A 23,157-nucleotide genomic window follows, 5' to 3' on the forward strand; every position below is an offset into this window, starting at 1 on the left:
GCATGAGCTTTGGCTGTCCCCTAGCTGACCTGAGACGGAGCAAGCATTCCGAGCCACGCTACGGCGCCCAGAATGATAATCGCAACAACGAATTCTGTCAGGATGCTGTTTCGCATCAGGGCAACGCTGCGATCATAATTCCCTTCCCTGACCATAACTTCAAGCCGGGGACCCAGGTGAAACCGGTTTGCTGCAGCCAGAAGAAGCATCAGAACAAACAGAGCCGTCTTGGCAAGCAATATCCTCCCCCAGGAACTGTTGAATAAGGGAGTTAAGTTACCCTCAGCAATATACAGATAGTTGACCAGCGCACTCAGGATCAGGGCTACAACAATCACCGTTCCTGCCGTGGCAAATTTTGCCAGGGAGTCAGATATCACAATGACGCTCTGTGCATTATGCTCGTTTCTGCGCATCAGCAGGATAGCAAATGCAACCAGAGCACCTGTCCAGGCACCTGCAGCGCCGAGATGGGTCAGATCGCTCAGTAAATGGAGATAGTAATGCAGACCGTCATGCATAACGGCGTGTCCTCCCCAGGCAAGTGTAGCCAGCGCCACGCCCCCACTCATCGTCATCAGCAGGCAGGACAATACTCTCTTATTAGTGTAAAGGAACAAAGCACCGAGTGTGGTAAACAGGGCACAGAGCCTGACAATCCAGCTAATACCCACATCAGTTTCTTCTATCACCATCTCGATAACATGGATGGATAATTCTCTGAGGTCAGTTACTCCACTCATGGCATTAGATACCAGGAGCATATTAATGCCAGTAAGAATGATGCCTGTAACAACAGCAAAGGTTATAAACGACCTGAAATTAGTCAGGTTATAGGTTTCATGTCTGACACCGCTTATTCCATATATCTGAAAAAATGGCAATCCAAATATTACCATCAAATCCAGATAAAGAAGAAAACGAATAACAATCATAATCAGGTCGTTCATAATATTACTTCACTGTAAAGGTGTAATTACCGGTAATAGGGTGCGTATCTGAAGAAACCGCGCGCCAGTCAACACGATAAGTGCCAGCGGGTAAAGGCTCTCGCGGAATAATGACCATCGATTTAGGGTCAGCGCCTGGCGCCACTTTTGCCGCGACCGGCATCGGAGAATGTGATGACATGCCTTTCATACCCGTCATCGTTAATTTTGCACCTGAGAATTTCACGGTCAGATTTTCCGAGAAATTAAGCTGAATCTTTTCCGGGGCCGCTACGGCTGAATCAGCCTGTGGCACAGAGCTTTTTAATTCCGGATGGGCCATAGCAGAGAAAGCAACGCCCATAACGAGGCCACCTGTAAGAATGGCTTTATTTAAAATCGACATTTTATTTACCTGTTTAGTTGAGTGTTTTATATCAGTGCGTTAAAACCAGATTCTGGCTCCCGCCAGGAATACTACCTGATGGTCTTTCTCACCTTCTCTTTTCGCCATATCGGATGTTTTCCCGTAAAGTTGATTCCAGGAAACGCCTATATAGGGTGCAAACTCACGGCGTATTTCATAGCGCAGCCGGAGCCCCAGCTCTGTGTCAGTCAGTCCCCTGCCGCGACCCCGCGATTCATCATCCTGACTGTAGAAATTCACCTCATAGGATGGCTGGAGTATGAGCCGGTTAGTCAGTAAAACGTCGTATTCTCCTCCCAGACGAAGGGCTGCTTTTCCGCCATTACTGACAAAACCCGTAATTTCAGACTCAAAATTATAGAGTGCCAGCCCCTGAAAACCGACAGCAGCCCAGGTCCGGGCAGAAGCAGGTCTGAAATCCTGCCTGACACCCGCAACCAAATCCCACCATGGGCCAACCGCATGTCCCCAGAGTAACTGCGCTTCAGCCGCCTCCGTTTCCCCATTGCTTCGTTCACCTTCACTCTTTAGCCAAATCCGATCTGTGTCGCCTCCAATCCAGCTGTTAACACTCCAGCTGAAATTGTTGGTGTTATCCGACCGTTGCCATTCCAGTTGATCCAGCAGAACCAGATAATTAATCGCACTGTCGTGAATCGCATGCCCCTGTAAATTGCCGAATGCAGCCTTCCGGTCGGCATCGGTAACAGGCGGAATTGGCGTTCTGCTCTCAGTTACAATGGGCTCCATTGACGTCATCTCAGTGAAATTCTCATCTGCTGGCATCTGCATGGCAGACATGTCGTGCCCGGCGTGGGGATCTGCAGAGACGGAGCCCGCCGCAATAGAAAGCTGTGAGGTAAACAAACAGGCGACCAGAACAGGTATGGCCTTCAAATTTCTCTTCATTCGCATCATTCCTCCACCCGGACTTCACGAAACATTCCCATTTCCATGTGATAGAGCAAATGGCAGTGATACGCCCAGCGGCCAAGCGCATCTGCTGTCACTCTGTAACTGCGTTTTGTACCAGGGGGAACATCTATTGTGTGTTTACGAACCATGAAATTACCGTTTTCATCTTCCAGATCGCTCCACATACCATGCAGGTGAATGGGGTGAGTCATCATGGTATCGTTGATCAGCGTGATCCTGAGCCGCTCACCGTATTTCAGCAGCACCGGTGCGGCATCTGAAAACTTGATTCCGTTAAATGACCAGGCAAACTTTTCCATGTGGCCGGTTAAATGCAGTTCTATGGTACGGCCAGGTTCACGTCCGTCAGGATCCTCAAAGCGGCTTTTCAAATCCGCGTACGTGAGAACCTTTCTTCCGTTATTTCGAAGACCAATACCCGGATCATTTAATTTCGGAGAGACGCTCATCGCCTGCATATCAACCAGTGGGTTATCCGTTTCTGACGCAGGATGACTTTGCATACCCGGCATTCCGGCCATCCGGGAATGATCCATACCGGCCATGCTGCTGTGATCCATGGGCGCGGAGGATGTCCCGCTATCCGGAAGGTCAGCACCGTCCATAGACATCATCTCTCCGCTGTTATCCATGCCTCCCATCTGGCTGTGGTCCATTCTTGCCATATCATGTCCCATTCCCCCCATACCCATATCTTCCATGGTCAACAGAGGACGAGGATCGAGGGGGGGAACGGCAGCACTTAACCCCTCTCTCGTGGCCAGTGTCCCTCGAGCGTAACCGGTCCTGTCCATGGATTGTGCGAAGATGGTATAGGCCTCACCCTGAGGCTCCACAATGACATCATAGGTTTCGGCAACGGCAATCCTGAATTCGTCAACGGTAACCGGGTTTACATACTGGCCATCTGCAGCCACGACCGTCATTTTCAGCCCGGGGATACGGATATCGAAATAGGTCATTGCCGAGCCGTTGATAAACCGTAAGCGTATCTTTTCACCGGGACGGAACAGTCCGGTCCAGTTTTTCAGCGGGGCCTGCCCGTTCATGAGATAGGTGTAGGTGTAGCCACTGACATCCGCGAGGTCAGTCGGATTCATTTTCATTTCAGCCCACATTTTCCGATCGGCAATGGTGGCTGACAGCCCCCTGGTATTCACGTCGCGGAAAAAAGAGCCAACGGTTGGTTTATTGAAATTGTAGTAATCCGACTGTTTTTTTAATTTTTTCAGCAGGCTGTGAGGATTTTCATCGGTCCAGTCAGACAACATGACCACATGCTCACGATCGTAAGCAAACGGTTCTGGCTCCCTGGCATCGATGATAATGGCACCGTATACCCCCTCCTGTTCCTGCAGACCGGAATGGCTGTGGTACCAGTAAGTCCCGTTCTGCTTAACCTTAAAGGTGTAAACGTAGGTATCATCAGGCTCTATGCCCATAAAACTCAGCCCCGGAACACCATCCATATTGGCCGGAAGAATAATGCCGTGCCAGTGAATGGACGTCTGTTCATTAAGACGGTTTTTGACCTTCAGGGTAATGGTGTCACCTTCTTTCCAGCGAAGAACGGGCCCCGGCAGGCCTCCATTGATTGTTTTGGCCTGACGCTCACTGCCCGTGATATTGACGGCCGTTTCACCAATGGTCAGGTCAAACTGAGTACCCTGCAGGGATCCGGCAACTGGCAGGCTCAGACTGGAACGCGCATTGAAACTCCATACGCCAAGACTTCCGGCTACGCCAGAGAGGGTTAACCCCTTCAGGAAAGTTCGTCGAGACGTTTTCAACAGCATGCGCATTCCCTTATTTAAAGTATGGTTACTGACAGAATTCGAGAACCGATTTAAATTAAATTACTGGTTCATCCACTTACAATGAAATGAATCTAGCACACCTTAAGAAACAAATTCATTACAATCGTGTAATGTACATAGCTGTATTACATTTACGTCATCTTCCCCACAGGTTGATTATTTTTATATATGATCATAAGGACATCTTTTATGTACCTCAGAAGGTAATTACACATGAATATATTAATCACGGCCACTGCGTTTACAGCTTTATTTTGTGGGGCAGCTTTTGCTCAGTCCAGTGATATTGCCCATGAAGCACATCGATTTGTTAATAATGCCTCAGCCGTCAGTCATGTGAATTCCTCGACGCATGAAAACTTACCGGACAGGGTTAATAAAAACAACACGCCCTCATTCTCTGAAATGAATGAACATGAAAGGGCCATTGTTGCTCATTCATTTATGAACAACAGCGCGTCCTATGCACATCAGAAAATGATTGAGGAACATAAAAAAATGCTGTCCGACAGTGGTGCAAATTCAAAGACCTCCTCTTCTTCTTTTAACGAACTGAATGCCGGAGAGAAAGCCGCCCTCGTGCATGAGCAGGTCAATAATGCCGGTGCGGAAGCTCATCAGACACAGGCAAGAAAGCTTCGCGGCCTGTATTCCTCCAGGTAACTGCAGGCGGGTTAGTGCTTAGCAGGGCTTTACTGACGGGTTACGTAGCAGGACATGAGCCCCATATTGCTCTGCCGTAACCTGTTTCAGTCCCGTTAATCATCACCGTCAGGCTGGTCATACAGTTCCCAGATCTTCAGGAGCAAACGGGAAACAAGATATGTTACAAAAATGACGACCATCAACGGTGCTCCCGATTAACTGGCAGATGACACGCCTCCTGAAAACCCCTAGCATACGCCGCAGTGTTCATGCTAACGGCGAATTCCAGTAAATGTATTCTACCGATGTCGTAAAAGAAAATGCTTACCTTTCAGCCACCCGCTCGGGGCTGGAATCGAACGAGATCGCTATCCTTCAGCGCTCTTTGCCTTCCCGCTTTAATCTTCGGCATTTGAAAAAAAATGAATCATTAAAACTCGTACTGCAAAAGAAAGCGGGAAAATCACGTGTAGTGGCTTATAAATTTACGTCCGGCTCATTTAATTACACGGCGTATCGTATATCAGACAAAAAGTTCTATAATCTTTCCGATACTTCCGGGAAAGGCAGTCTCGATTATCCGTTACCAGCCACAGCAAGACTCAGTTCACCTTTCAATCCTGCAAGACTTAACCCGGTATCGGGAAAAGTGAGTCCCCATAATGGCATTGATTATTCCATGCCCATGAACACGAAAATAGTCAGCGTCATCGACGGAAAAATCACCCGGGCCGAATACAACAGTACCATGGGATATTTTGTTGAAGTAACGGGAAAAGCCGGTGTTAAAACTCGCTATCTCCACCTCAATAAAATACTCGTTACTAAAGGGGCCAGAGTTACCCGGGGAGGTGCTATTGCGTTATCCGGTAACAGCGGACGTTCATCCGGTCCTCATTTACATTACGAGCTGGTCATCAATAACAATCCTGTTAATTCACTGGCGTTCCGGGCATCGGCACCCGCTGATAACAAACTCGAACAGCATGCCTTTGCGCATGCCAGAGACTACGAACGATACCTGGACTGATAACGGGACCGCGACGCGGCCCCGTTTGCCGGATTAATTTTTTTTATCGTTTTCACTTCCGTGATGTTGGTGATCCCCATGCCCTCCGTGGCCGTGGAAAAGATGCATTAGCGGGCAGACCAGCAATAACAGATATGGCCAGTAACCTGCCACATGTGACCAGTGTTCTCGCAGGAGGGCAAATGCCGCGATCGCGGCGACAGCAATAAGCGCATAGGTGGTACTTTTCATACTGGACTCCTTCTGTTCATAACAGACCCTTCACTCAGTGTTATTTCCCGAGCCTGACACTTTTCAGACGCAACGCATTCACAATGACGCTGACGGAAGAAAGAGCCATGGCCGCCGCCGCAATAACTGGCGACAGCAGTATTCCATACACAGGATAAAGCAGGCCTGCAGCCACCGGCACACCAAGTGCGTTGTAGATAAATGCAAAAAACAGATTCTGTCGGATATTTTTCATGGTGATCTCTGACAGATGACGGGCCCTGTTCAGTATCATCAGGTCGCCTTTGAGAAGGGTGACTCCGGCACTTTCAATTGCCACATCTGTACCCGTTCCCATGGCTATTCCCACATCAGCCGCTGCCAGCGCCGGGGCATCATTCACACCGTCTCCGGCCATCGCAACCACATGGCCAGACGCTTTCAGTCGGGTTATCACTGCTTTTTTGCCATCCGGCAGAATCCCGGCTTCAACCTCATCTATTCCCAGTTTCCGTGCGACTGCTTCAGCGGTAAGCTGGTTATCCCCGGTGAGCATAACGATGCGGATCCCCGCCTGACGCAACGCTTTAAGTGCATCCGGCGTGGTTGCTTTCACGGGATCCGAAATAGCTATCAGGCCTGCAAGGTCCCCGTCCGTGGCCACATAGATAACGGTAGCGCCTTCCATCCGCAACGTATCCGCAACGGCCTTTTGATTATCAACAACGATACTGTTTTCCTGCATAACCAGTTCATTACCAATAACAATCCGTTGACCTTCGACATCGCCTGTGACACCTTTACCCGACGGCGCATCGAAATGAGTGACTGCGGGTATTGCGATCCCCTTTTCCTGTGCTGCTCTGACGACTGCCATACCCAGCGGATGCTGCGAGCCTTTTTCCACTGCGGCCGTTACACGCAAAAGAGAGGCTTCCCCACCCGGACTGAGACTGATAATTCCTGTCACCGTAGGCGAACCTTCCGTGAGCGTGCCTGTTTTGTCGACAACCAGCGTGTCCACTTTTTCAAGACGCTCAAGGGCTTCGGCATTTTTGATTAACACCCCGGCCTGGGCTCCTTTGCCCACCCCCACCATTATCGACATCGGCGTGGCCAGCCCCAGCGCGCAGGGACAGGCAATAATCAGGACCGACACAGCCGCAATCAGACCGTGCGCCATCCTGGGCTCGGGCCCCCAGACAGACCAGATCACGAAAGCAACAACCGCGATAAGTATCACCAGAGGAACAAACCAGCCTGAAACGCTGTCAGCCATTCTCTGGATGGGGGCTCGCGAACGCTGTGCATCAGCGACCATCTGAACAATTCGTGAGAGCATCGTTTCATCTCCGACTTTCTCTGCACGGATGATAAGACTACCTGTCTGATTAATCGTCCCCCCAATGACAGGGGCACCCTCCGTTTTGGTAACCGGCATAGACTCCCCGGTCACCATCGATTCATCAACGGTTGTTGTGCCTTCGACCACGATACCGTCGACCGGAATACTCTCCCCAGGTCTGATGCGGAGCTTATCGCCAGGCAGGACATCTTCCGCATTAATATCCGTTTCATGACCGTCATGGTCCAGCCGCCTGGCGGTTTTGGGGGCAAGGTTCAGAAGCGCAGTAATGGCACCTGAGGTTTGTTCCCGTGCCCGCAGCTCAAGAACCTGTCCCAGCAGTACAAGCACCGTAATTACTGCCGCGGCTTCAAAATAAACGGCCACCAGGCCATCCATGTTTCTGAACGATGCAGGAAACCAGGAGGGGAAGACAGTTGCAATGACGCTGTAAACCCAGGCTACGCCGGTCCCCATAGCAACAAGGGTAAACATATTCAGGGAACGGTTACGTAACGACATCCCGGCCCGGGCGAAAAATGGCCAGCCACACCACAACACGACAGGAGAGGCCAGAAGCAGCTGCAGCCATGTGTTGTACTGTGGCGATACTATATTTCTCAAGGCGGGAAACAGATGAGATCCCATTTCGAGTATCAGAACCGGAAACGCCAGCAACAACCCCAGCCAGAAGCGTCTTGTCATGTCGCGAAGTTCATCGCTTGGCCCCGTGGATGCCGTGGCTACGAGTGGTTCCAGTGCCATTCCACAGACAGGACAGCTTCCTGGACCACGACGGCGTATCTCCGGGTGCATCGGGCATGTCCACACACCTTCAGAAATATCGTTCTCCGCCTGGTGGTGAGGCTGTTTTATCTGATCAGGGATGACCTCGTGGTGATGGTGGTGATGGTGGTGATGGTGGTGATGGGAATGTTCACTGGCATCTTCTGTAAGATAATGATCGGGATGAGCTTTAAATTTGCTCTCACAGCTGGCGGAGCAGAAATAAAGCTGATGCTCCTGGTATCGAATGCTGCTGTGCGCCTTATCGGGCATGATTGTCATCCCGCACACGGGATCTCTCACCTTATGCAATACGTGACTCTCGTCCGGGGATAATGTCTGTTCAGAGGCAGTCTGGTTGTTGTGTTGCACTGCATTGTCATTTTTCACAGTAACTCTCCTTATGCAAACCTGAAGCGTCTTCTGTATTCAGGTTATGTCATGGATGCGATTACCACGAATGTCGCCGGCACAGGAGTGCCTGCTACCGGCGTCCCGTTATCAGCCGTTCCGCTGACTATTCGATTCGCTGGAAGATCTTTTTACTGCCCTCCGGAGAGAATGCGATAACATCGTAAGCCTCTTTACGGGCCCCCATCTCCATTCCCGGGCTTCCCGCAGGCATACCGGGGGTGGCAAGGCCATAAATCCCTGAACCAGACTGCATTGCCTTATGTATCGTTGTGGCAGGCACATGACCTTCAATGATCAAATTACCAGTAACTGCGGTATGACAGCTTCTCAGCTCAGCAGGAACAGCATATTTTTCTTTCAGGGCTGACAGAGCCTGATCATTCATGACGTGGGTCCGTACCTCAAACCCGTCCTTTTCCATCGCCTTGCCCCACAGGGAACAGCAACCACAGTTTTCAGACTTGTACATGTCTATTACTTTTTCACCTGCCATTGCCGGAAGTGAAAGGCCAAAAGCCAGGGCCATTAAAATTATTTTTTTCATACTCACCTCTGTATGTTATCGATGTAAACCCTGACGTCAGGGTGAATTTATGCAAAAGGACACCCGCAGGGGTGTCCTTTCAGGGTTATGACACGCTCTTTTTATGTCTGCGCAGCCAGATGAGTTTATAGGCGGCAGGAATAATGAACAGGGACAGCAGCGGAGCTGTGATCATCCCGCCAATCATGGGGGCCGCAATACGGCTCATGACTTCTGAACCTGCGCCGGTTCCCCAGAGTATCGGCAGCAGACCCGCGATGATCACCGCCACGGTCATGGCTTTCGGCCGGACACGCAGCACGGCACCATGATAAAGGGCTTCATCAAGACCTTCCGGTGTGAACGTCTCTTTACGGGACAATTCCGGGTGCACTTCAATGGCATGACGCAGATACATCAGCATGACCACGCCAAACTCTGCTGCCACCCCGGCCAGGGCGATAAACCCGGTTCCGGTCGCCACTGACATATGGAAGCCCTGCCAGTACAGGAACCATATTCCGCCAACCAGGGCGAACGGCAGGCTCATCAGGATCAGCAGGGCTTCGTCAACCCGGCGGAATGCCAGATACAACAGGATGAAAATGATCATCACCGTCATCGGCACCATCAGCTTCAGTTTCTTGTTGGCATGCTCAAGCAGTTCAAACTGTCCGGAGAATGCCACACTGGTTCCCGGTCTCAGTTTCACTTTCTCGCTGATGGCCGTCTTAATGTCGTTAACCACCGACACCATGTCCCTGCCGCGGGCATCAACATAAATCCAGCTGGCTGGCCGGGCATTTTCGGTTTTCAGCATGGTTGGTCCAGAAACGACGTTAATATCCGCGACATCGCCCAGCGTGATCTGCTGCTTCATCGGGGTCAGGATCGGCATCTGTTTCAGCGCCTGCGGACTGTTCCGGTAATCCTGCGGGTAGCGAATGTTAATAGGGTACCGGGCCACCCCTTCAACTGTCTCACCCACCATAGCACCTCCGATTGCTGAAGAGACGAACAGCTGGACATCACCTACCGTCATCCCGTAGCGGGAGGCTTTCTCCCGGTTGATATCGATATCGATGTAGCGCCCGCCCTCAAGTCGCTCAGCCAGGACAGACACCACGCCAGGCACGGTTTTGGCTACCGCCTCGATACTCTGCGCCGTCGCGTCGATATCGGACAGAACAGTCCCGGACACTTTGATACCTATCGGGCTTTTGATCCCGGTTGAGAGCATATCAATACGGTTACGGATAGGCGGCACCCAGAGGTTTGCCAGACCCGGTAAACGGACTGTCCTGTCGAGTTCATCAATAATCTTGTCAATTGTCATGCCGGGACGCCACTGATCCTCAGGTTTGAGCTGGATCGTGGTTTCCACCATTTCGAGCGGCGCGGAATCCGTTGCGGTCTCTGCTTTACCGGTCTTGCCAAATACAGAAGCCACTTCAGGAACGCTTTTGATTAACTTGTCTGTTGTCTGCAGGAGCGCTGCAGCTTCTGCCGGAGAGACGCCAGGCAAGGTCGACGGCATATACAGCAGATCGCCCTCGTTAATCTTCGGCAGAAATTCACCGCCCACCTGACTCAGTGGCCAGATAACCGTGAAAATGGACAAGGCCGCAACCAGCAGGGTTGTTTTTGGCCAGTGGAGGACCCGCAGCAGCAAAGGATGATACGCTTTGATCAGCACCCGGTTCAGGGGGTTACTGGTCTCTGCAGGAATTTTCCCCCGGATCCAGAATCCCATCAGAATAGGAATGACGATGATGGCCAGTGCGGCCGCTCCCGCCATGGAGTACGTTTTCGTGAATGCCAGCGGGCCAAACAGACGACCTTCCTGCCCTTCCAGGGTAAAGATAGGAATAAAGGACAGGGTGATGATCAGCAGGCTAATGAACAACGCGGGTCCCACTTCCACGGAGGCGTCGGTAATCACCTTCCAGCGGGTGGCGTTGTCAATCTGCTCACCCGGATGCTGATGATCCCACTCCTCAAGCCGTTTGTGCGCATTTTCAATCATCACAATGGCGGCATCCACCATCGCACCGACGGCAATCGCTATCCCTCCCAGCGACATGATATTGGCGTTCAGTCCCTGGAAGTGCATGACGATAAAGGCGATACACAGGCCAAGCGGCAGAGAGATAATCGCCACCAGGGCAGAACGTACGTGCCACAGGAACAGAGCACAGACGATGGCCACCACGATAAACTCTTCCAGAAGTTTGGAACTGAGGTTATCAATCGCCCGGTCGATTAACTGGCTGCGATCGTAGGTGGTCACGATTTCAACGCCTTCCGGCAGGCTGGCCTTCAGCGTCTCCAGTTTATCCCTCACTGCCGTGATAACGTCGCGCGCATTTTTACCCGACCGCAGGATCACCACGCCGCCAGCGACTTCTCCCTGGCCGTTCAGCTCGGCAATACCACGCCTCATTTCGGGCCCGGTCTGCACGCGGGCAACATCCCGCAGATAAACCGGCACGCCGTTCTCACCTGTTTTCAGGACGATGTTATTAAAATCATCAATGCTCTGAAGATAACCGCTGGCACGGACCATATACTCCGCTTCGGCCATTTCAACGGATGAACCACCGGCCTCCTGGTTAGACGATTCAAGAGCCTGTTTCACTTCGGGCAGGCTGATCCCATACTGGGACAGTTTTACCGGATTGACCTGAATCTGGTACTGCTTCACCACGCCACCAACCGAGGCTACCTCAGCCACGTTCGGGATGGTCTTCAGTTCAAATTTCAGAAACCAGTCCTGCAAAGAACGCAGTTCTGAAAGGTCGTGTTTTCCGCTGCGATCGACCAGGGCATATTCAAATATCCAGCCCACTCCCGTGGCGTCCGGACCGATTTCAGAGCTCACACCCGCAGGCAGTTTGCCCTGAACCTGATTCAGGTATTCCAGCACGCGCGAACGGGCCCAGTACAGATCGGTCCCGTCTTCAAAAATGACATACACATACGAATCACCGAACTGTGAAAAGCCACGCACGGTTTTTGCGCCAGGTACGGACAGCATGGTGGTGGTAAGCGGATAGGTGACCTGGTTTTCTACAATCTGCGGAGCCTGTCCGGGATAGCTGGTTTTAATAATGACCTGCACATCTGACAGGTCAGGCAGCGCATCGACCGGCGTGTTAATTATCGTCCATGTGCCCCAGATGCTGAGAAACAGTGCGCCCATCATGACCAGGAAACGGTTGGCGACAGAGCGCCGGATAATCCATTCAATCATCGTCGTCTCCTCAGTGCCCTGAATGCATATTTACAGGCTGCTCAGACATTGCTGGCATACTGTTTTCTGTTTTTTCAGGGTGGCGCATACGTTCCAGCGCGCCCGTAATATTGGCTTCGGAGTCAATGAGGAACAGGCCACTGACCACCACGGTATCGCCTTCATTAAGACCGGAGCCAATGCCGGACTGTTGCTGTGATTCATGCAGAACGTGGATCTGTTTCGGCACAAACTTGCCTTCATCATCAACAGTAATCACGCGCTGTTCTTTGCCGGTATCGATAACGGCCTGGCTTGGTATCAGCAGCATCTCCTGACTTTGGGTATTCAGTTTGAGATAGGCATTCATGCCCGGCTTGAGAAACTCATCCTTGTTAGTAACCTGGAGGCGGACCTGAAGCGTGCGGGTTGTCTGATCCACGCTGGGAAGAATGTTCCATTTTTCGACATGGAATGTTTTATCCGGATAAGCCGGTACCGAAATTTCAAACTGCGACGTATCTTTCAGCAGATAGGCGATAGATTCTGGCACTGCAGCGCTGATCCAGACCGGGTCCATCCCCTGAATCTGAGCCACCACCTTATCTTTGGAAATATTCATGCCGGTGCGCAGGTCAAATGCAGTAATGACACCATCAATAGGTGCTTTAATGGTAAAACGGGTCTGGATTGTGCGGGTTGAACGCAGCCTTTGAATATCCTCTTCCGGCATACCAGCCAGACGAAGTCGCTCCAGAACCCCTTTTATCTGGGTTGGCGTACCGCCTGTACCGGATAACAGCAGAAACTCACTTTGTGCCTCAACCCATTCAGGAATGGTGATATCGATAAGCGGAGTGCCTTTCTTCACATGATCGCCAATCGTCAGGGGATACACTTTTTCGACGAAACCGTCAGAACGCGCCTGCACAATGACAAACTGATATTCGTTGTAACTGACATTAGCCGGGATTGTCTGAGAATAATTCAGCATTCCTCGCGTGACTTTTTGCGTTTTTAATCCCAGATTCTGAACCTGAGTTGGATCGATACGGATCCCGCCACTGCTTTTATCGCCACTTTCATCAGCATATTTCGGCACAAGGTCCATATCCATAAAAGGCGATTTTCCGGGTTTATCAAATTTGGTATCCGGTTTCATAGGGTCATACCAGAAAAGTACCTTTTTCTCCGGTGCCTTTTGTTCTGCTGGTACTGTTTTTTGTGATGAGTTTAAATACTGCCAGGCAGTAACCGATATCAGCCCCCCTGCTATGAGGCTGCTGATAATTATTGCAGCATATTTTATCTTTAAAGAAGCCATACAATTTCTCGCTGAAAAATCAAAACACCTGGCATATGCGCACGATTATTCATTCACAGTAATCCCATAATGAATGTTCAGGCGCACTGGATGTATTCGCTCCGGACTGTTAATCAGGATTGCGTAACGTTAATGCTTTTGAGTAAGGAGATATTGCCCTGCTGAATAAACGAGAAATCGACATGGTTGCCGGTTTTCAGGGCATTGATAGCGTCGTCTGCATTAACAAAAGTGAAGCGCATGGTCATTGCAGGCCAGCCCACCGCCGGGATTGCTTCGTGCGAAATGGTAATCTTTTTACTATTCATATCAATGTCTTTAACGATACCGGTGCCCTTGATAACCTGCTGTACCGAAGCATCACTGGCAGCATTCATATCGCCATGCTGATGTGTTTCAGCATGAAGACCGGCAGAAAACATGACAGAGAAGGCACCAAATAAAACGGCTTTAAGTGAATTACGCATTTTAATTTCCTGATTAATTGAATAAATTTACTCTACCCAACCGCCACCCAGCGCGGTAAACAGATTAATTTCGTTAACCTGTCGGGAATAGGTAAGATCGAGAATGGTTTGCTGCGTCGCGAAGAGGGAACGTTCTGCATCCAGCACTTCGATGTAACTGACAGCACCACTTGCATACAATCCTCTGGCACGCTGTAGAGTTATCTGAAGTGAATCAAGATAACGCTGCTGTGACTCAAGTTGCTGGCTAAGGCTGTCGCGCAGCGCAAGCGTGTCGGAAACATCCTTAAAGGCTGACTGAATTTTTTGTTCGTAATTAACCACGGACTGTTGCTGGCGAATTTCAGCCAGCTTCAGATTGGCTTTGTTCCTGCCAGCATTAAATATAGGAATTTCAATTTTAGGAATAAAATTCCACATTCCACTTCCTGACGTAAAGAGGCTGGACAGCTCCGTACTGCTTGAGGAGAGACCACTGGTCAGGGTAATGGACGGGAAAAAAGCCGCTCGCGCTGCGCCAATATTGGCATCAGCCGCTTTCAACTGGTATTCCGCTTCCATAATATCCGGACGCTGCAGCAATATTTGTGACGACAGATTTGGTGGCAATTTTACTGGTGCGATCTCCCCACCTTTAATCCCTTTTTCTGACGGAACTGCGCGGTACGTTCCCAGCACCAGTTGCAGGGCATTGTTTGCCTGAGCCAGATCGCCTTCTCGTTTGGCTATTTCGGCGCGGGTACTTTCGATTTGCCCCCTGGCTTGTTCAAGCGCCAGAACGTTCGTACTCCCGGTCACCAGTTGTTGCTCAACGAATGCATAAGACTGTTCATAATTTTTCAGCGTTTCCCGCGCAATACGGAGTTGTTCGTACGCCAGTTGCTGGCTGAAATAGCTCTGTGAAACGTTGGAGACCAGCAGGATGTGTACGGCACGACGGGCTTCTTCGCTGGCAAAGTAGTTCTGGCGATCAGCCTCACTCATGTTCTTAAGTTTGCCAAAAAAATCGAGCTCATAGCTGAGCTCCAGACCCGCGTCGTACTCCTGTGTGGTCGGCTTGTCACCTTTCAGACCACCGTTGTATGTGATCCCGGATGAGGCATTCAGTTGGGGATAACGATCTGCATCCGTGACGTTGAACTGGGCCCGGGCCTCTTCAACCTTCAGGGCAGCCATTCTCAAATCACGGTTATTATTCAGGGCTTCACCGATCAGCCTGCTGACCTGGGGATCGACAAAAAAGTTTCGCCAGCCCGTATCCTGATAGCTGTTTACCGCAGGCGTCAGACTGTTTTTAGACAATGAAAACTGCTGGGGAACCGGAGCTGGCGGACGCTGATATTCAGGTGCCAGAGAAACACAACCAGCCAGGATGAATATGGTACTGATGCTGAGTAATTTTAATTTGAACATAACGCTTCTCGTACAGGCAGACCTGGTAAATGGTTCAAACGAAGTCCAGAGTATTGATAGGGATACTTTACCGAACGCTCTCTGTTTGCCGGGTGACAGGATAATGACAATGTTGTCATTTTTGCTGTAATCCGTTGATAACGATCGTGGGCGCAATAAAATGACATTAGCAGCCAGCCGGGGAGCATGATGAAAATATTAATCGTTGAAGACGAAATTAAAACAGGTGAATATCTCAGCAAGGGGCTGACAGAGGCGGGGTTCGTCGTGGATCACGCTGATAATGGTCTGACCGGATATCATCTTGCCATGACAGCCGAGTATGATTTAGCCATCCTGGATATCATGCTGCCTGATGTAAACGGCTGGGATATCATCCGTATGCTGCGCAGTGCCGGAAAGGGGATGCCGGTATTACTGCTGACGGCCCTTGGCACGATTGAACACAGGGTCAAAGGACTTGAGCTGGGTGCGGACGATTATCTGGTGAAGCCCTTTGCGTTTGCTGAACTGCTCGCCCGGGTAAGAACCCTCCTCAGGCGGGGAAACACGATGATCACGGAAAGCCAGCTTAAAGTGGCTGACCTCTCGGTTGATCTCGTATCCAGAAAAGTCAGCCGCGCCGGGAACCGCATTGTGCTCACCAGTAAAGAGTTCAGCTTGCTGGAATTCTTCATTCGCCATCAGGGAGAAGTTCTTCCCCGCTCCCTGATTGCCTCTCAGGTCTGGGACATGAATTTTGACAGCGACACTAACGCGATTGATGTCGCAGTAAAGCGACTCCGCGCTAAAATAGACAACGATTACGGGACAAAACTGATCCAGACAGTGCGGGGCGTGGGCTACATGCTGGAGATCCCGGATGCATAGCAAACCGTCCAGACGACCTTTCTCACTCGCTCTGCGGCTGACCTTTTTTATCAGCCTGTCCACAATACTGGCGTTTATCGCCTTCACCTGGTTTATGCTGCATTCTGTTGAAAAGCATTTTGCCGAGCAGGATGTCAGCGATCTGCAACAAATCAGCACCACACTGAGCCGTATACTCCAGTCCCCGGCAGATCCGGATGAAAAAAAAGTAAGCAAAATAAAGGAATCGATCGCCAGCTACCGCAACGTTGCCCTTTTGCTCCTCAATCCCCGGGGTGAGGTGCTGTACAGCTCTGCGCAGGGGGCAGCACTACGCCCGGCCGTGAATTCAGCCGATTTTAGCGAGCACAGCCGCGCACGGGATGTCTTTCTCTGGACGGTGGAGGATACTGCGAGAGCGATGGATACCGGGTCCGGAATGAAGATGGAAACGTACCGGATTATCGCCTCCTCTGGCCAGGCGACATTTCAGGGCAAACAGCAGAACTATGTCATGCTGACTGGCCTCTCCATTAATTTCCATCTCCATTACCTCGATGCGCTGAAAAAAAATCTGATTGCGATTGCCGTCGTGATAAGCCTGCTGATTGTTCTGATCATTCGCATTGCTGTCCGTCAGGGGCACCTGCCCCTTCGTAATGTCAGCAATGCCATTAAAAACATCACCTCCGAGAATCTTGATGCGCGGCTGGAACCGACACGCGTTCCCATTGAGCTGGAGCAGCTGGTTATCTCGTTCAATCATATGATTGGAAAGATTGAGGATGTTTTTACCCGCCAGGCCAATTTCTCTGCCGATATCGCGCACGAGATCAGAACACCCATCACCAATCTGGTGACGCAGACTGAAATCGCTCTGAGTCAGGATCGAACGCAGAAGGAACTTGAGGATGTCCTCTATTCCAGCCTTGAAGAGTATAACCGGATGACCAAAATGGTCAGCGACATGCTGTTCCTGGCACAGGCGGACAATAATCAGCTGATACCTGACAGGGTTCGGTTTGACCTCAGAGCAGAAGTCATGAAAGTCTTCGAGTTTTTCGAAGCCTGGGCCGAAGAACGCAATATTATGCTCAAATTTAACGGGATGCCCTGCCTGGTTGAGGGAGATCCACAAATGTTCAGAAGAGCGATCAATAATCTGTTATCCAACGCCCTGCGTTATACCCCAGAGGGACAGGCAATCACCGTCTCAATAAGAGAGCAGGAGAGCTTTTTTGACCTTGTGATTGAAAATCCGGGGAAACCAATCCCTGAAGAGCATTTATCAAGGTTGTTTGACCGTTTTTATCGGGTGGATCCGTCCAGACAACGAAAAGGAGAAGGCAGCGGCATCGGCCTTGCGATTGTGAAGTCAATCGTGGAAGCACATCACGGAAGAGTGCAGGTGGAATCGGACGTACACTCAACGCGTTTTATCTTATCCGTGCCCAGACTGGAGAAAATGATTCCGGACACCCAGTGCTGGGAATAAAGATTTAAATGACAAAGATGTCATTAGCCTGTCATGCAGCAAACAGAAGCCATTCGATATAATTAGTGCAACTTATCAGGAAGGCTGGATTGCTTTATCAATATCCGGCGTCAGTGGACGCCAGGAAATGAATATCCAGTCCCCTCCCGGAGAAATAAACACTTCCGAACCTGTTTCAGTTATGGAACTGAAAACACCGGTTGTACTCCCCCGGACATCACTAATTAAGAAATGGAGAGTTATCATGAAAAATATCGTATTAGCATCCTTGCTGGGCTTTGGCTTAATTTCTTCGGCCTGGGCCACTGAAACCGTGAATATCCATGAGCGGGTCAACAATGCACAGGCACCTGCTCACCAGATGCAGTCTGCTGCGGCTCCTGTCGGGATCCAGGGGACTGCACCTCGTATGGCCGGTATGGACCAGCATGAACAGGCCATTATTGCTCATGAAACCATGACGAACGGGTCGGCGGATGCGCACCAGAAAATGGTGGAAAGTCATCAGAGGATGATGGGAAGTCAGACCGTTTCCCCTACCGGGCCGTCGAAGTCATTAGCGGCAATGAATGAGCATGAAAGAGCTGCAGTTGCCCATGAATTTATGAATAACGGTCAGTCTGGCCCACATCAGGCCATGGCCGAAGCGCATCGTCGCATGCTCAGTGCAGGCTGACGGCGAGGGAAGTATCTGTGCTGTCCTTATTTCCTTGATAGATTTTTCCGTAACCGGATATATGGCAACATCTTTGCCCCCTACAGGGGGCATTTTTATCAGATTCTGCTACAGTTAACGGGCATCAACGCTAAAAGGATATTTTTTATGAAAGCCAGAAACACTTTATTTGCAGTATTAATGTTATCCCTGCCAGCGATTTCAGCAGAACATTCAGAAATGAAAATGACTGATATGTCTACCTCGGCTTCGTCACAGGAATATATGGCTGGCATGAAAGACATGCATGACAAAATGATGGCTGCCGTAAATGAGTCCGATCCCGACAAGGCTTTTGCGAAAGGCATGGTAGCGCACCATGAAGGGGCAATAGCAATGGCTGAGACCGAGCTCAAATACGGAAAAGATCCGAAAATGAGAAAGCTCGCGCAGGACATCATTAAAGCTCAAAAAGGTGAAATTGAGCAGATGAATAAATGGCTTGATAGTCAAAAGTAAACATTGTAGAAATGTCACGACAAGCGTGATTTTACATCGTTCCTGGGCGCGGGAGTCGGTTAATCTTTATATAATTCAAACCCGATTAATTGCGGGTTTTTACTACTCTGTACTCCGGTCCTTTGTTGAGGACCGGAATATATGCACCTGAGATGCTTATTTAATACATTATCTCGTCATGGATACAATGTCGCTCAGGATCTCAACCAGCTCGCTTCTCTCCTGCGTTCCGTCATGATAGGTTGATCTTGAGATGATTCTTTCTGATGTCATCTGAGGCCAGAATTTATCTAGTACATTATCGGGTTTCATTCCCACAGCCCGGCCGATTATTTTTTTAGCGTCACAGGTGTCCGTAAACGTGACGGCTACACCAGTAATTTCCTCGATAAGATCCGGGCACAGATAGTTTTCTATCTCACGTTTGCGCGTAGCGAAAAATACCTTACCGGCCTCCTCTACTTCTTTTTTACGCTTCTGGATGGACAGAACCTGTGCAGGGTCTCCCCCAATATCGGAGTCCAGAAATACGCACCAGGGAAGCCCCAGATCTTTGGCCAGATTCAATGTAACCCAGTGTTTGACGCTACCACACCCTCCTATGAGGACTGGCACTATTTTCACGTCCTCCAGAGAGGCTGGCAGCGCACCTGACTGTTTTAATGAACTGGCCGCATGCCTCAGGAAAGTAACATCCGACTTTCCCTCTACCAGAACAATCCCCTGCGCCCTTTCCATACCGGTCTCTGGCAGCACCCCCAGGCTTTCAGTGGCTTCCTTCAGCACTGCGTCATCCGGCATTTTTACTACGGGTTCACCCGCCTCATTTCGGGTAACATAACGTACGCCTTCGACAGGGATTAATCCGGCCAGCGCCGGGACATGGGTGGTGACGATAATCTGACGGTGCGGCTGGCCTGCCAGTGCCAGTAACGCTTTCATCAGCATCATCTGATAGTTCGGATGCTGTGACGTTTCAGGCTCCTCTATGGCATAAATCACATTTCTGGGCGTCCCCGCGACATTCTTTTCAGCCTCAGCCCGAAAAAAATTCAACAGGATAAGCCTCCTTATCCCGCTGCCGCGCTTATTGATGGGGATGCCATTTTCCCCGTCCAGGGTGAAATTGAAGGTCCACTTGGGTTTCTCCTTAAATCGTGGAGTCAGTTCACTGGCGAGTTCGGGGGCCATTTCACGTAATTTATCCAGCGTTCTCTGTGCGACATCCAGGACGCTGTCCTGAATCTCATTTTCCAGCGCTGTAATTTTGTCCTGCAGCGCAGCCTGAGCGTCTTTTACGGCCTGCTGTAAGGGGTTTTTAGCTTCGGAATCCCCGTCGCTGCTTTCCCTGTCGGCTTTGAAAATCGCATACGTGGGCAGCAAATCGAGGATCTTACCCCATAATGATTTTGTGTCGGTTCCGAACTCTTTATCGACATCCAGCATAATTTCCGAACAGGTATAGGGGGCTGCGGCTTCCCTGATGGCCTGACGCCATAACGATGCAGTGCGTTTATCCGCCACATTTTTTTCAACTTCTTTTCCCACCGCCTTGAGCTCAGAAATTTTCATGCCCAGTAAATTTCTCAGGGGCTCCTCATCCGGGTGGATGCAGCGGATGCAGGTCTGCTCCGGTTTTCCTGAGGTCGTTGCTTTAAACGTTTTGACGATTTCAAAATTGCCGTCCTCATTCAGCAGATGTTCTGAGGCGAGCGTGGTCTGCACCCTGTCGTCGATCATGATAAAATCGGGCAGGTCATCAAATTCACAGGCTATTTCAAAACGGCCGTCCCCTTCTCTTAGGCTGAAACAGTTCATGTCATTCTTGTCAGCCTTCATTCCTTCTGTTTCAAAAAAAATAGCCAGCGCTTCCAGAAGCGTTGATTTCCCAAAGTCATTACGACCGACAATACCCGTCATGCTTTCATCAATAATGATTTCAGTAGAGTTTCTGTAGCCTCTGAAGTTTTTCAGTTTTAATTTTCTGAGCCGCATATGAAGTCCTGTGTGTAAGAAAGCGTTTTGCTGCAACCTGAACACAAAATATATTTTCAAATGCCTGCCAACAAGCAGGGATAACCGTTATTCAGAATATCTTAACGACATTTCGGGATTATGATCTGGTCGCGCTTTCAGAACTTTACTGCCCCTCAAAACACCGGAAACTAACTTGTGGTTGGTTACATGGCAAAGTTAAAACTCCAGAATCACGGGTAATGATTTCAATGCTTATTATATTTTTTGGAATTGACTCATGAGCTTTATAATTTAAATGATAATAATAACCATTCTTTTATGCGTAATATTTGCTACTGACACTGATGAATTTAAAAGAAGATAGATTTTCATTTACGGATTATTTCCTAAATTCATCGATAACGTGATCGACATAAAATTTTCACTGAAGAATGAAGAGATAATTTAAGGCCGAGCGAAATAGCTCAAAATGGTGTATTTAACATAACAGAAGAAATGAAAGGCTCTATCGCAACCTGATACTTCAGGCCGCTAAGGGGTTAATCTTGTTGAAGAAAAATTAGACCGGGAAGCGCCAGGCGTCACCATTTCTCCCGCCTGGCTGGAAGTGAAGAATAATTGTGCATAGCTCCGTATTCGGGCTTTGCATCTGACAATGGTTCCCTGGATGAAAGTACGATCTCCACTCCAAGGACGCTGAACACCCTAAACAAACGCTCAAAACCCGCACTTGCAGGGTTGGCCTCTAGTCGGGCATAAGTTTGCTGTGTTATACCCAAACGTTCAGAAACATCTTTTTGCGTCAGTCCATTGGCTTTGCGAAAGCCGATTAAAACAGGACGTAACTGATTCAAAGTCTTCAAAGCGTATTGAGTGTTCATAAGTGACCTTCCGTATCGACGGGTTAACAAGCATAACGCAGGGATTTACAGCATATAGGCTGTAATGCTCATTAACAGACTATAGGCTGTAATACGAATCTTGCCAAGATGCGGCATCTTTCAAATACAAGGCCGTATTGGGTAAGCAGTACACCGTTATATAGCACCCCTTGCCCCTTTGCTGGAGAGGGACCCACGTGATCGCAGGTCTTTTAGACGTTGTTGCTAACCGGCATCATACACAGGTGGTAACCCCCAGGGAAACTCTATGAGTGATAATTTATTCCTGCCCCAGTCAAAATATAAAACCTTATCTAACTAGCTTTCTTAGTATTTTATAAATGAAGTGAAATTAGCGAAGAAGTTTTACATTGTAAAGTGAGCAAAAATATTTACCATTCAACTGGCAAAATTTACAATCTGCAGCCCTTAGCCTGAGAAAATGCACATTAACAGAATAATCATCAAGTCCGATAGAGGCATAACTTACGTCCTCAAAAATATCAGAAATAAATGAGTTGAAATTACAAAAATTAACTTCACTTAACATCTTGAACACCGCAGAAATATATCTATCATGCATTATCTTGACTTCGATAACCTTAGATAAACTTGAATGCGACTTACATTTGAAGAGATCAAAGAGAAAGTAAATCAGCATATTTTTATTGTCCGAAATCCATTTTAAAATTTTATTACGTGCACATGGTAATATATACACTGGATTTTTGAAAGGGTTTGAAACGTCAACCACAAGGGAACAATAACCATGAGGATTTATTCCACTTATAATTAAGTCACTAAGTCCTTTCACTGCATTCAAATAGTTATCAAAACAAACCTCATATAAACTGGTACTATGAACTGCACATTTAGATTCAAACAACCATCTATGACGCAGATAACCAATGCCTTTAGAGTGTATATCTTCAACAATACATTTGTGACAGTAACGAATGTTTGAGATGTTTACCAATGGATATGAATTAGTTATGTGAAAATTTTTCCGACAGGCATCTTCAACAGCGTTAAAATACCCGTAAACACCAGAAGATAACGACACTATATTGGAAGTTAGTATATAACCATTTCTAGTGGCAAGAATGTCATATATATCCTGCAAGCTATGCAATTTGTACATATCAATCAGTTCGAAACGAGGAAAGGCATCGTACCTTAGTGCGCCATGCTTTGATATTATGTTCCTGCAATTGGATAAGTTATACATTATCTGTGAACGCAGAAGAAAACTGTGCCACAATTCATTTTCGTAAACCATATAA

At 49.1% G+C, this 23,157-nt stretch carries 20 protein-coding genes; 6 read left to right on the plus strand and 14 right to left on the minus strand.

Annotated elements, in window-relative coordinates; translation table 11 throughout:
* Positions 1–20 precede the first annotated feature (20 nt).
* From pcoD to pcoA, 4 genes are read right to left on the minus strand one after another with little or no spacing between them, the layout of a single operon-like run.
* Positions 21–899 (minus strand): copper resistance inner membrane protein PcoD, encoded by an 879-nt coding sequence (gene pcoD, locus C2U53_RS08270; protein ID WP_229692861.1) that lies wholly within the window; start codon positions 897–899, stop codon positions 21–23.
* A gap of 55 nt (positions 900–954) precedes the next feature.
* Entirely contained in the window at positions 955–1,335 is a 381-nt protein-coding gene (pcoC, locus tag C2U53_RS08275) for a copper resistance system metallochaperone PcoC (protein WP_000025662.1), read from the minus strand.
* Between the two features lie 39 nt (positions 1,336–1,374).
* Positions 1,375–2,265, minus strand: coding sequence for a copper resistance outer membrane transporter PcoB (gene pcoB, locus C2U53_RS08280; protein WP_072252507.1), 891 nt, complete (start codon positions 2,263–2,265; stop codon positions 1,375–1,377).
* Positions 2,266–2,270: 5 nt separating this feature from the next.
* On the minus strand, positions 2,271–4,088 hold the full coding sequence (gene pcoA / locus C2U53_RS08285) for a multicopper oxidase PcoA (protein WP_104445792.1): 1,818 nt from the start codon (positions 4,086–4,088) through the stop codon (positions 2,271–2,273).
* Between the two features lie 234 nt (positions 4,089–4,322).
* Here pcoA and C2U53_RS08290 point away from each other — a divergent pair, with 234 nt between their 5' ends.
* Complete coding sequence (locus C2U53_RS08290; protein WP_001023231.1) at positions 4,323–4,772, plus strand: hypothetical protein; 450 nt, start codon at positions 4,323–4,325, stop codon at positions 4,770–4,772.
* 274 nt (positions 4,773–5,046) lie between these two features.
* Positions 5,047–5,784 carry a peptidoglycan DD-metalloendopeptidase family protein gene (locus C2U53_RS08295; protein WP_000287499.1) on the plus strand — a complete coding sequence of 246 codons (738 nt, stop codon included), beginning with the start codon at positions 5,047–5,049 and terminating at the stop codon, positions 5,782–5,784.
* A 33-nt stretch (positions 5,785–5,817) separates the two neighbouring features.
* Here C2U53_RS08295 and C2U53_RS08300 read toward each other — a convergent pair whose 3' ends face one another.
* The 7 genes from C2U53_RS08300 to silC form a co-directional block, all read right to left on the minus strand.
* Positions 5,818–6,015, minus strand: coding sequence for a DUF2933 domain-containing protein (locus C2U53_RS08300; RefSeq protein WP_000843494.1), 198 nt, complete (start codon positions 6,013–6,015; stop codon positions 5,818–5,820).
* 40 nt (positions 6,016–6,055) lie between these two features.
* Positions 6,056–8,515 carry an Ag(+)-translocating P-type ATPase SilP gene (silP, locus tag C2U53_RS08305; RefSeq protein WP_032104740.1) on the minus strand — a complete coding sequence of 820 codons (2,460 nt, stop codon included), beginning with the start codon at positions 8,513–8,515 and terminating at the stop codon, positions 6,056–6,058.
* Between the two features lie 127 nt (positions 8,516–8,642).
* Complete coding sequence (locus C2U53_RS08310; RefSeq protein WP_000720618.1) at positions 8,643–9,083, minus strand: DUF411 domain-containing protein; 441 nt, start codon at positions 9,081–9,083, stop codon at positions 8,643–8,645.
* Between the two features lie 85 nt (positions 9,084–9,168).
* A complete protein-coding gene (silA, locus tag C2U53_RS08315) occupies positions 9,169–12,315 on the minus strand; it encodes a Cu(+)/Ag(+) efflux RND transporter permease subunit SilA (protein WP_001759379.1) in 3,147 nt (1,048 codons plus the stop codon).
* Between the two features lie 10 nt (positions 12,316–12,325).
* The gene (gene silB, locus C2U53_RS08320) at positions 12,326–13,618 is read right to left on the minus strand and encodes a Cu(+)/Ag(+) efflux RND transporter periplasmic adaptor subunit SilB (protein ID WP_001446341.1); all 1,293 of its coding nucleotides are present in this window, start codon (positions 13,616–13,618) and stop codon (positions 12,326–12,328) included.
* Between the two features lie 113 nt (positions 13,619–13,731).
* The gene (locus C2U53_RS08325; protein WP_001246152.1) at positions 13,732–14,085 is read right to left on the minus strand and encodes a Cu(+)/Ag(+) efflux RND transporter periplasmic metallochaperone SilF; all 354 of its coding nucleotides are present in this window, start codon (positions 14,083–14,085) and stop codon (positions 13,732–13,734) included.
* 27 nt (positions 14,086–14,112) lie between these two features.
* The gene (gene silC / locus C2U53_RS08330) at positions 14,113–15,498 is read right to left on the minus strand and encodes a Cu(+)/Ag(+) efflux RND transporter outer membrane channel SilC (protein ID WP_001507116.1); all 1,386 of its coding nucleotides are present in this window, start codon (positions 15,496–15,498) and stop codon (positions 14,113–14,115) included.
* A 189-nt stretch (positions 15,499–15,687) separates the two neighbouring features.
* On the opposite strand from silC, the gene silR reads away from it, so the two are divergent.
* From silR to C2U53_RS08350, 4 genes are all read left to right on the plus strand, one after another.
* The gene (gene silR / locus C2U53_RS08335; protein ID WP_000697966.1) at positions 15,688–16,368 is read left to right on the plus strand and encodes a copper/silver response regulator transcription factor SilR; all 681 of its coding nucleotides are present in this window, start codon (positions 15,688–15,690) and stop codon (positions 16,366–16,368) included.
* Positions 16,361–17,842, plus strand: a complete 1,482-nt coding sequence (gene silS / locus C2U53_RS08340) for a copper/silver sensor histidine kinase SilS (RefSeq protein WP_000555733.1) — start codon at positions 16,361–16,363, stop codon at positions 17,840–17,842. Before silR ends, silS begins: the two co-directional genes overlap by 8 nt.
* Positions 17,843–18,086: 244 nt before the next feature.
* The gene (gene silE / locus C2U53_RS08345; RefSeq protein WP_000790485.1) at positions 18,087–18,518 is read left to right on the plus strand and encodes a silver-binding protein SilE; all 432 of its coding nucleotides are present in this window, start codon (positions 18,087–18,089) and stop codon (positions 18,516–18,518) included.
* 147 nt (positions 18,519–18,665) lie between these two features.
* Positions 18,666–19,016, plus strand: coding sequence for a DUF305 domain-containing protein (locus C2U53_RS08350; protein ID WP_000647571.1), 351 nt, complete (start codon positions 18,666–18,668; stop codon positions 19,014–19,016).
* Between the two features lie 168 nt (positions 19,017–19,184).
* Here C2U53_RS08350 and C2U53_RS08355 read toward each other — a convergent pair whose 3' ends face one another.
* The 3 genes from C2U53_RS08355 to C2U53_RS08365 form a co-directional block, all read right to left on the minus strand.
* Entirely contained in the window at positions 19,185–21,011 is a 1,827-nt protein-coding gene (locus C2U53_RS08355) for an AAA family ATPase (RefSeq protein ID WP_001239419.1), read from the minus strand.
* Positions 21,012–21,574: 563 nt separating this feature from the next.
* Positions 21,575–21,874, minus strand: a complete 300-nt coding sequence (locus tag C2U53_RS08360) for a helix-turn-helix transcriptional regulator (protein ID WP_001097216.1) — start codon at positions 21,872–21,874, stop codon at positions 21,575–21,577.
* Positions 21,875–22,226: 352 nt separating this feature from the next.
* Positions 22,227–23,153 carry a hypothetical protein gene (locus C2U53_RS08365; RefSeq protein ID WP_000262423.1) on the minus strand — a complete coding sequence of 309 codons (927 nt, stop codon included), beginning with the start codon at positions 23,151–23,153 and terminating at the stop codon, positions 22,227–22,229.
* Between the last annotated feature and the right edge of the window lie 4 nt (positions 23,154–23,157).

The sequence above is a fragment of the Citrobacter sp. CFNIH10 genome, from assembly GCF_002934585.1.
GTDB lineage: Bacteria > Pseudomonadota > Gammaproteobacteria > Enterobacterales > Enterobacteriaceae > Citrobacter_A > Citrobacter_A amalonaticus.

What these genes read in the sequence shown, in the direction of transcription:
- pcoD (WP_229692861.1), bottom strand. Translation starts at nt 899, where the DNA reads ATGGTAATATTTGGATTGCCATTTTTTCAGATATATGGAATAAGCGGT.
- pcoC (WP_000025662.1), bottom strand. Translation starts at nt 1,335, where the DNA reads ATGTCGATTTTAAATAAAGCCATTCTTACAGGTGGCCTCGTTATGGGC.
- pcoB (WP_072252507.1), bottom strand. Translation starts at nt 2,265, where the DNA reads ATGAAGAGAAATTTGAAGGCCATACCTGTTCTGGTCGCCTGTTTGTTT.
- pcoA (WP_104445792.1), bottom strand. Translation starts at nt 4,088, where the DNA reads ATGCTGTTGAAAACGTCTCGACGAACTTTCCTGAAGGGGTTAACCCTC.
- C2U53_RS08290 (WP_001023231.1), top strand. Translation starts at nt 4,323, where the DNA reads ATGAATATATTAATCACGGCCACTGCGTTTACAGCTTTATTTTGTGGG.
- C2U53_RS08295 (WP_000287499.1), top strand. Translation starts at nt 5,047, where the DNA reads ATGTATTCTACCGATGTCGTAAAAGAAAATGCTTACCTTTCAGCCACC.
- C2U53_RS08300 (WP_000843494.1), bottom strand. Translation starts at nt 6,015, where the DNA reads ATGAAAAGTACCACCTATGCGCTTATTGCTGTCGCCGCGATCGCGGCA.
- C2U53_RS08310 (WP_000720618.1), bottom strand. Translation starts at nt 9,083, where the DNA reads ATGAAAAAAATAATTTTAATGGCCCTGGCTTTTGGCCTTTCACTTCCG.
- silA (WP_001759379.1), bottom strand. Translation starts at nt 12,315, where the DNA reads ATGATTGAATGGATTATCCGGCGCTCTGTCGCCAACCGTTTCCTGGTC.
- silB (WP_001446341.1), bottom strand. Translation starts at nt 13,618, where the DNA reads ATGGCTTCTTTAAAGATAAAATATGCTGCAATAATTATCAGCAGCCTC.
- C2U53_RS08325 (WP_001246152.1), bottom strand. Translation starts at nt 14,085, where the DNA reads ATGCGTAATTCACTTAAAGCCGTTTTATTTGGTGCCTTCTCTGTCATG.
- silC (WP_001507116.1), bottom strand. Translation starts at nt 15,498, where the DNA reads ATGTTCAAATTAAAATTACTCAGCATCAGTACCATATTCATCCTGGCT.
- silR (WP_000697966.1), top strand. Translation starts at nt 15,688, where the DNA reads ATGAAAATATTAATCGTTGAAGACGAAATTAAAACAGGTGAATATCTC.
- silS (WP_000555733.1), top strand. Translation starts at nt 16,361, where the DNA reads ATGCATAGCAAACCGTCCAGACGACCTTTCTCACTCGCTCTGCGGCTG.
- silE (WP_000790485.1), top strand. Translation starts at nt 18,087, where the DNA reads ATGAAAAATATCGTATTAGCATCCTTGCTGGGCTTTGGCTTAATTTCT.
- C2U53_RS08350 (WP_000647571.1), top strand. Translation starts at nt 18,666, where the DNA reads ATGAAAGCCAGAAACACTTTATTTGCAGTATTAATGTTATCCCTGCCA.
- C2U53_RS08355 (WP_001239419.1), bottom strand. Translation starts at nt 21,011, where the DNA reads ATGCGGCTCAGAAAATTAAAACTGAAAAACTTCAGAGGCTACAGAAAC.
- C2U53_RS08360 (WP_001097216.1), bottom strand. Translation starts at nt 21,874, where the DNA reads ATGAACACTCAATACGCTTTGAAGACTTTGAATCAGTTACGTCCTGTT.
- C2U53_RS08365 (WP_000262423.1), bottom strand. Translation starts at nt 23,153, where the DNA reads ATGGTTTACGAAAATGAATTGTGGCACAGTTTTCTTCTGCGTTCACAG.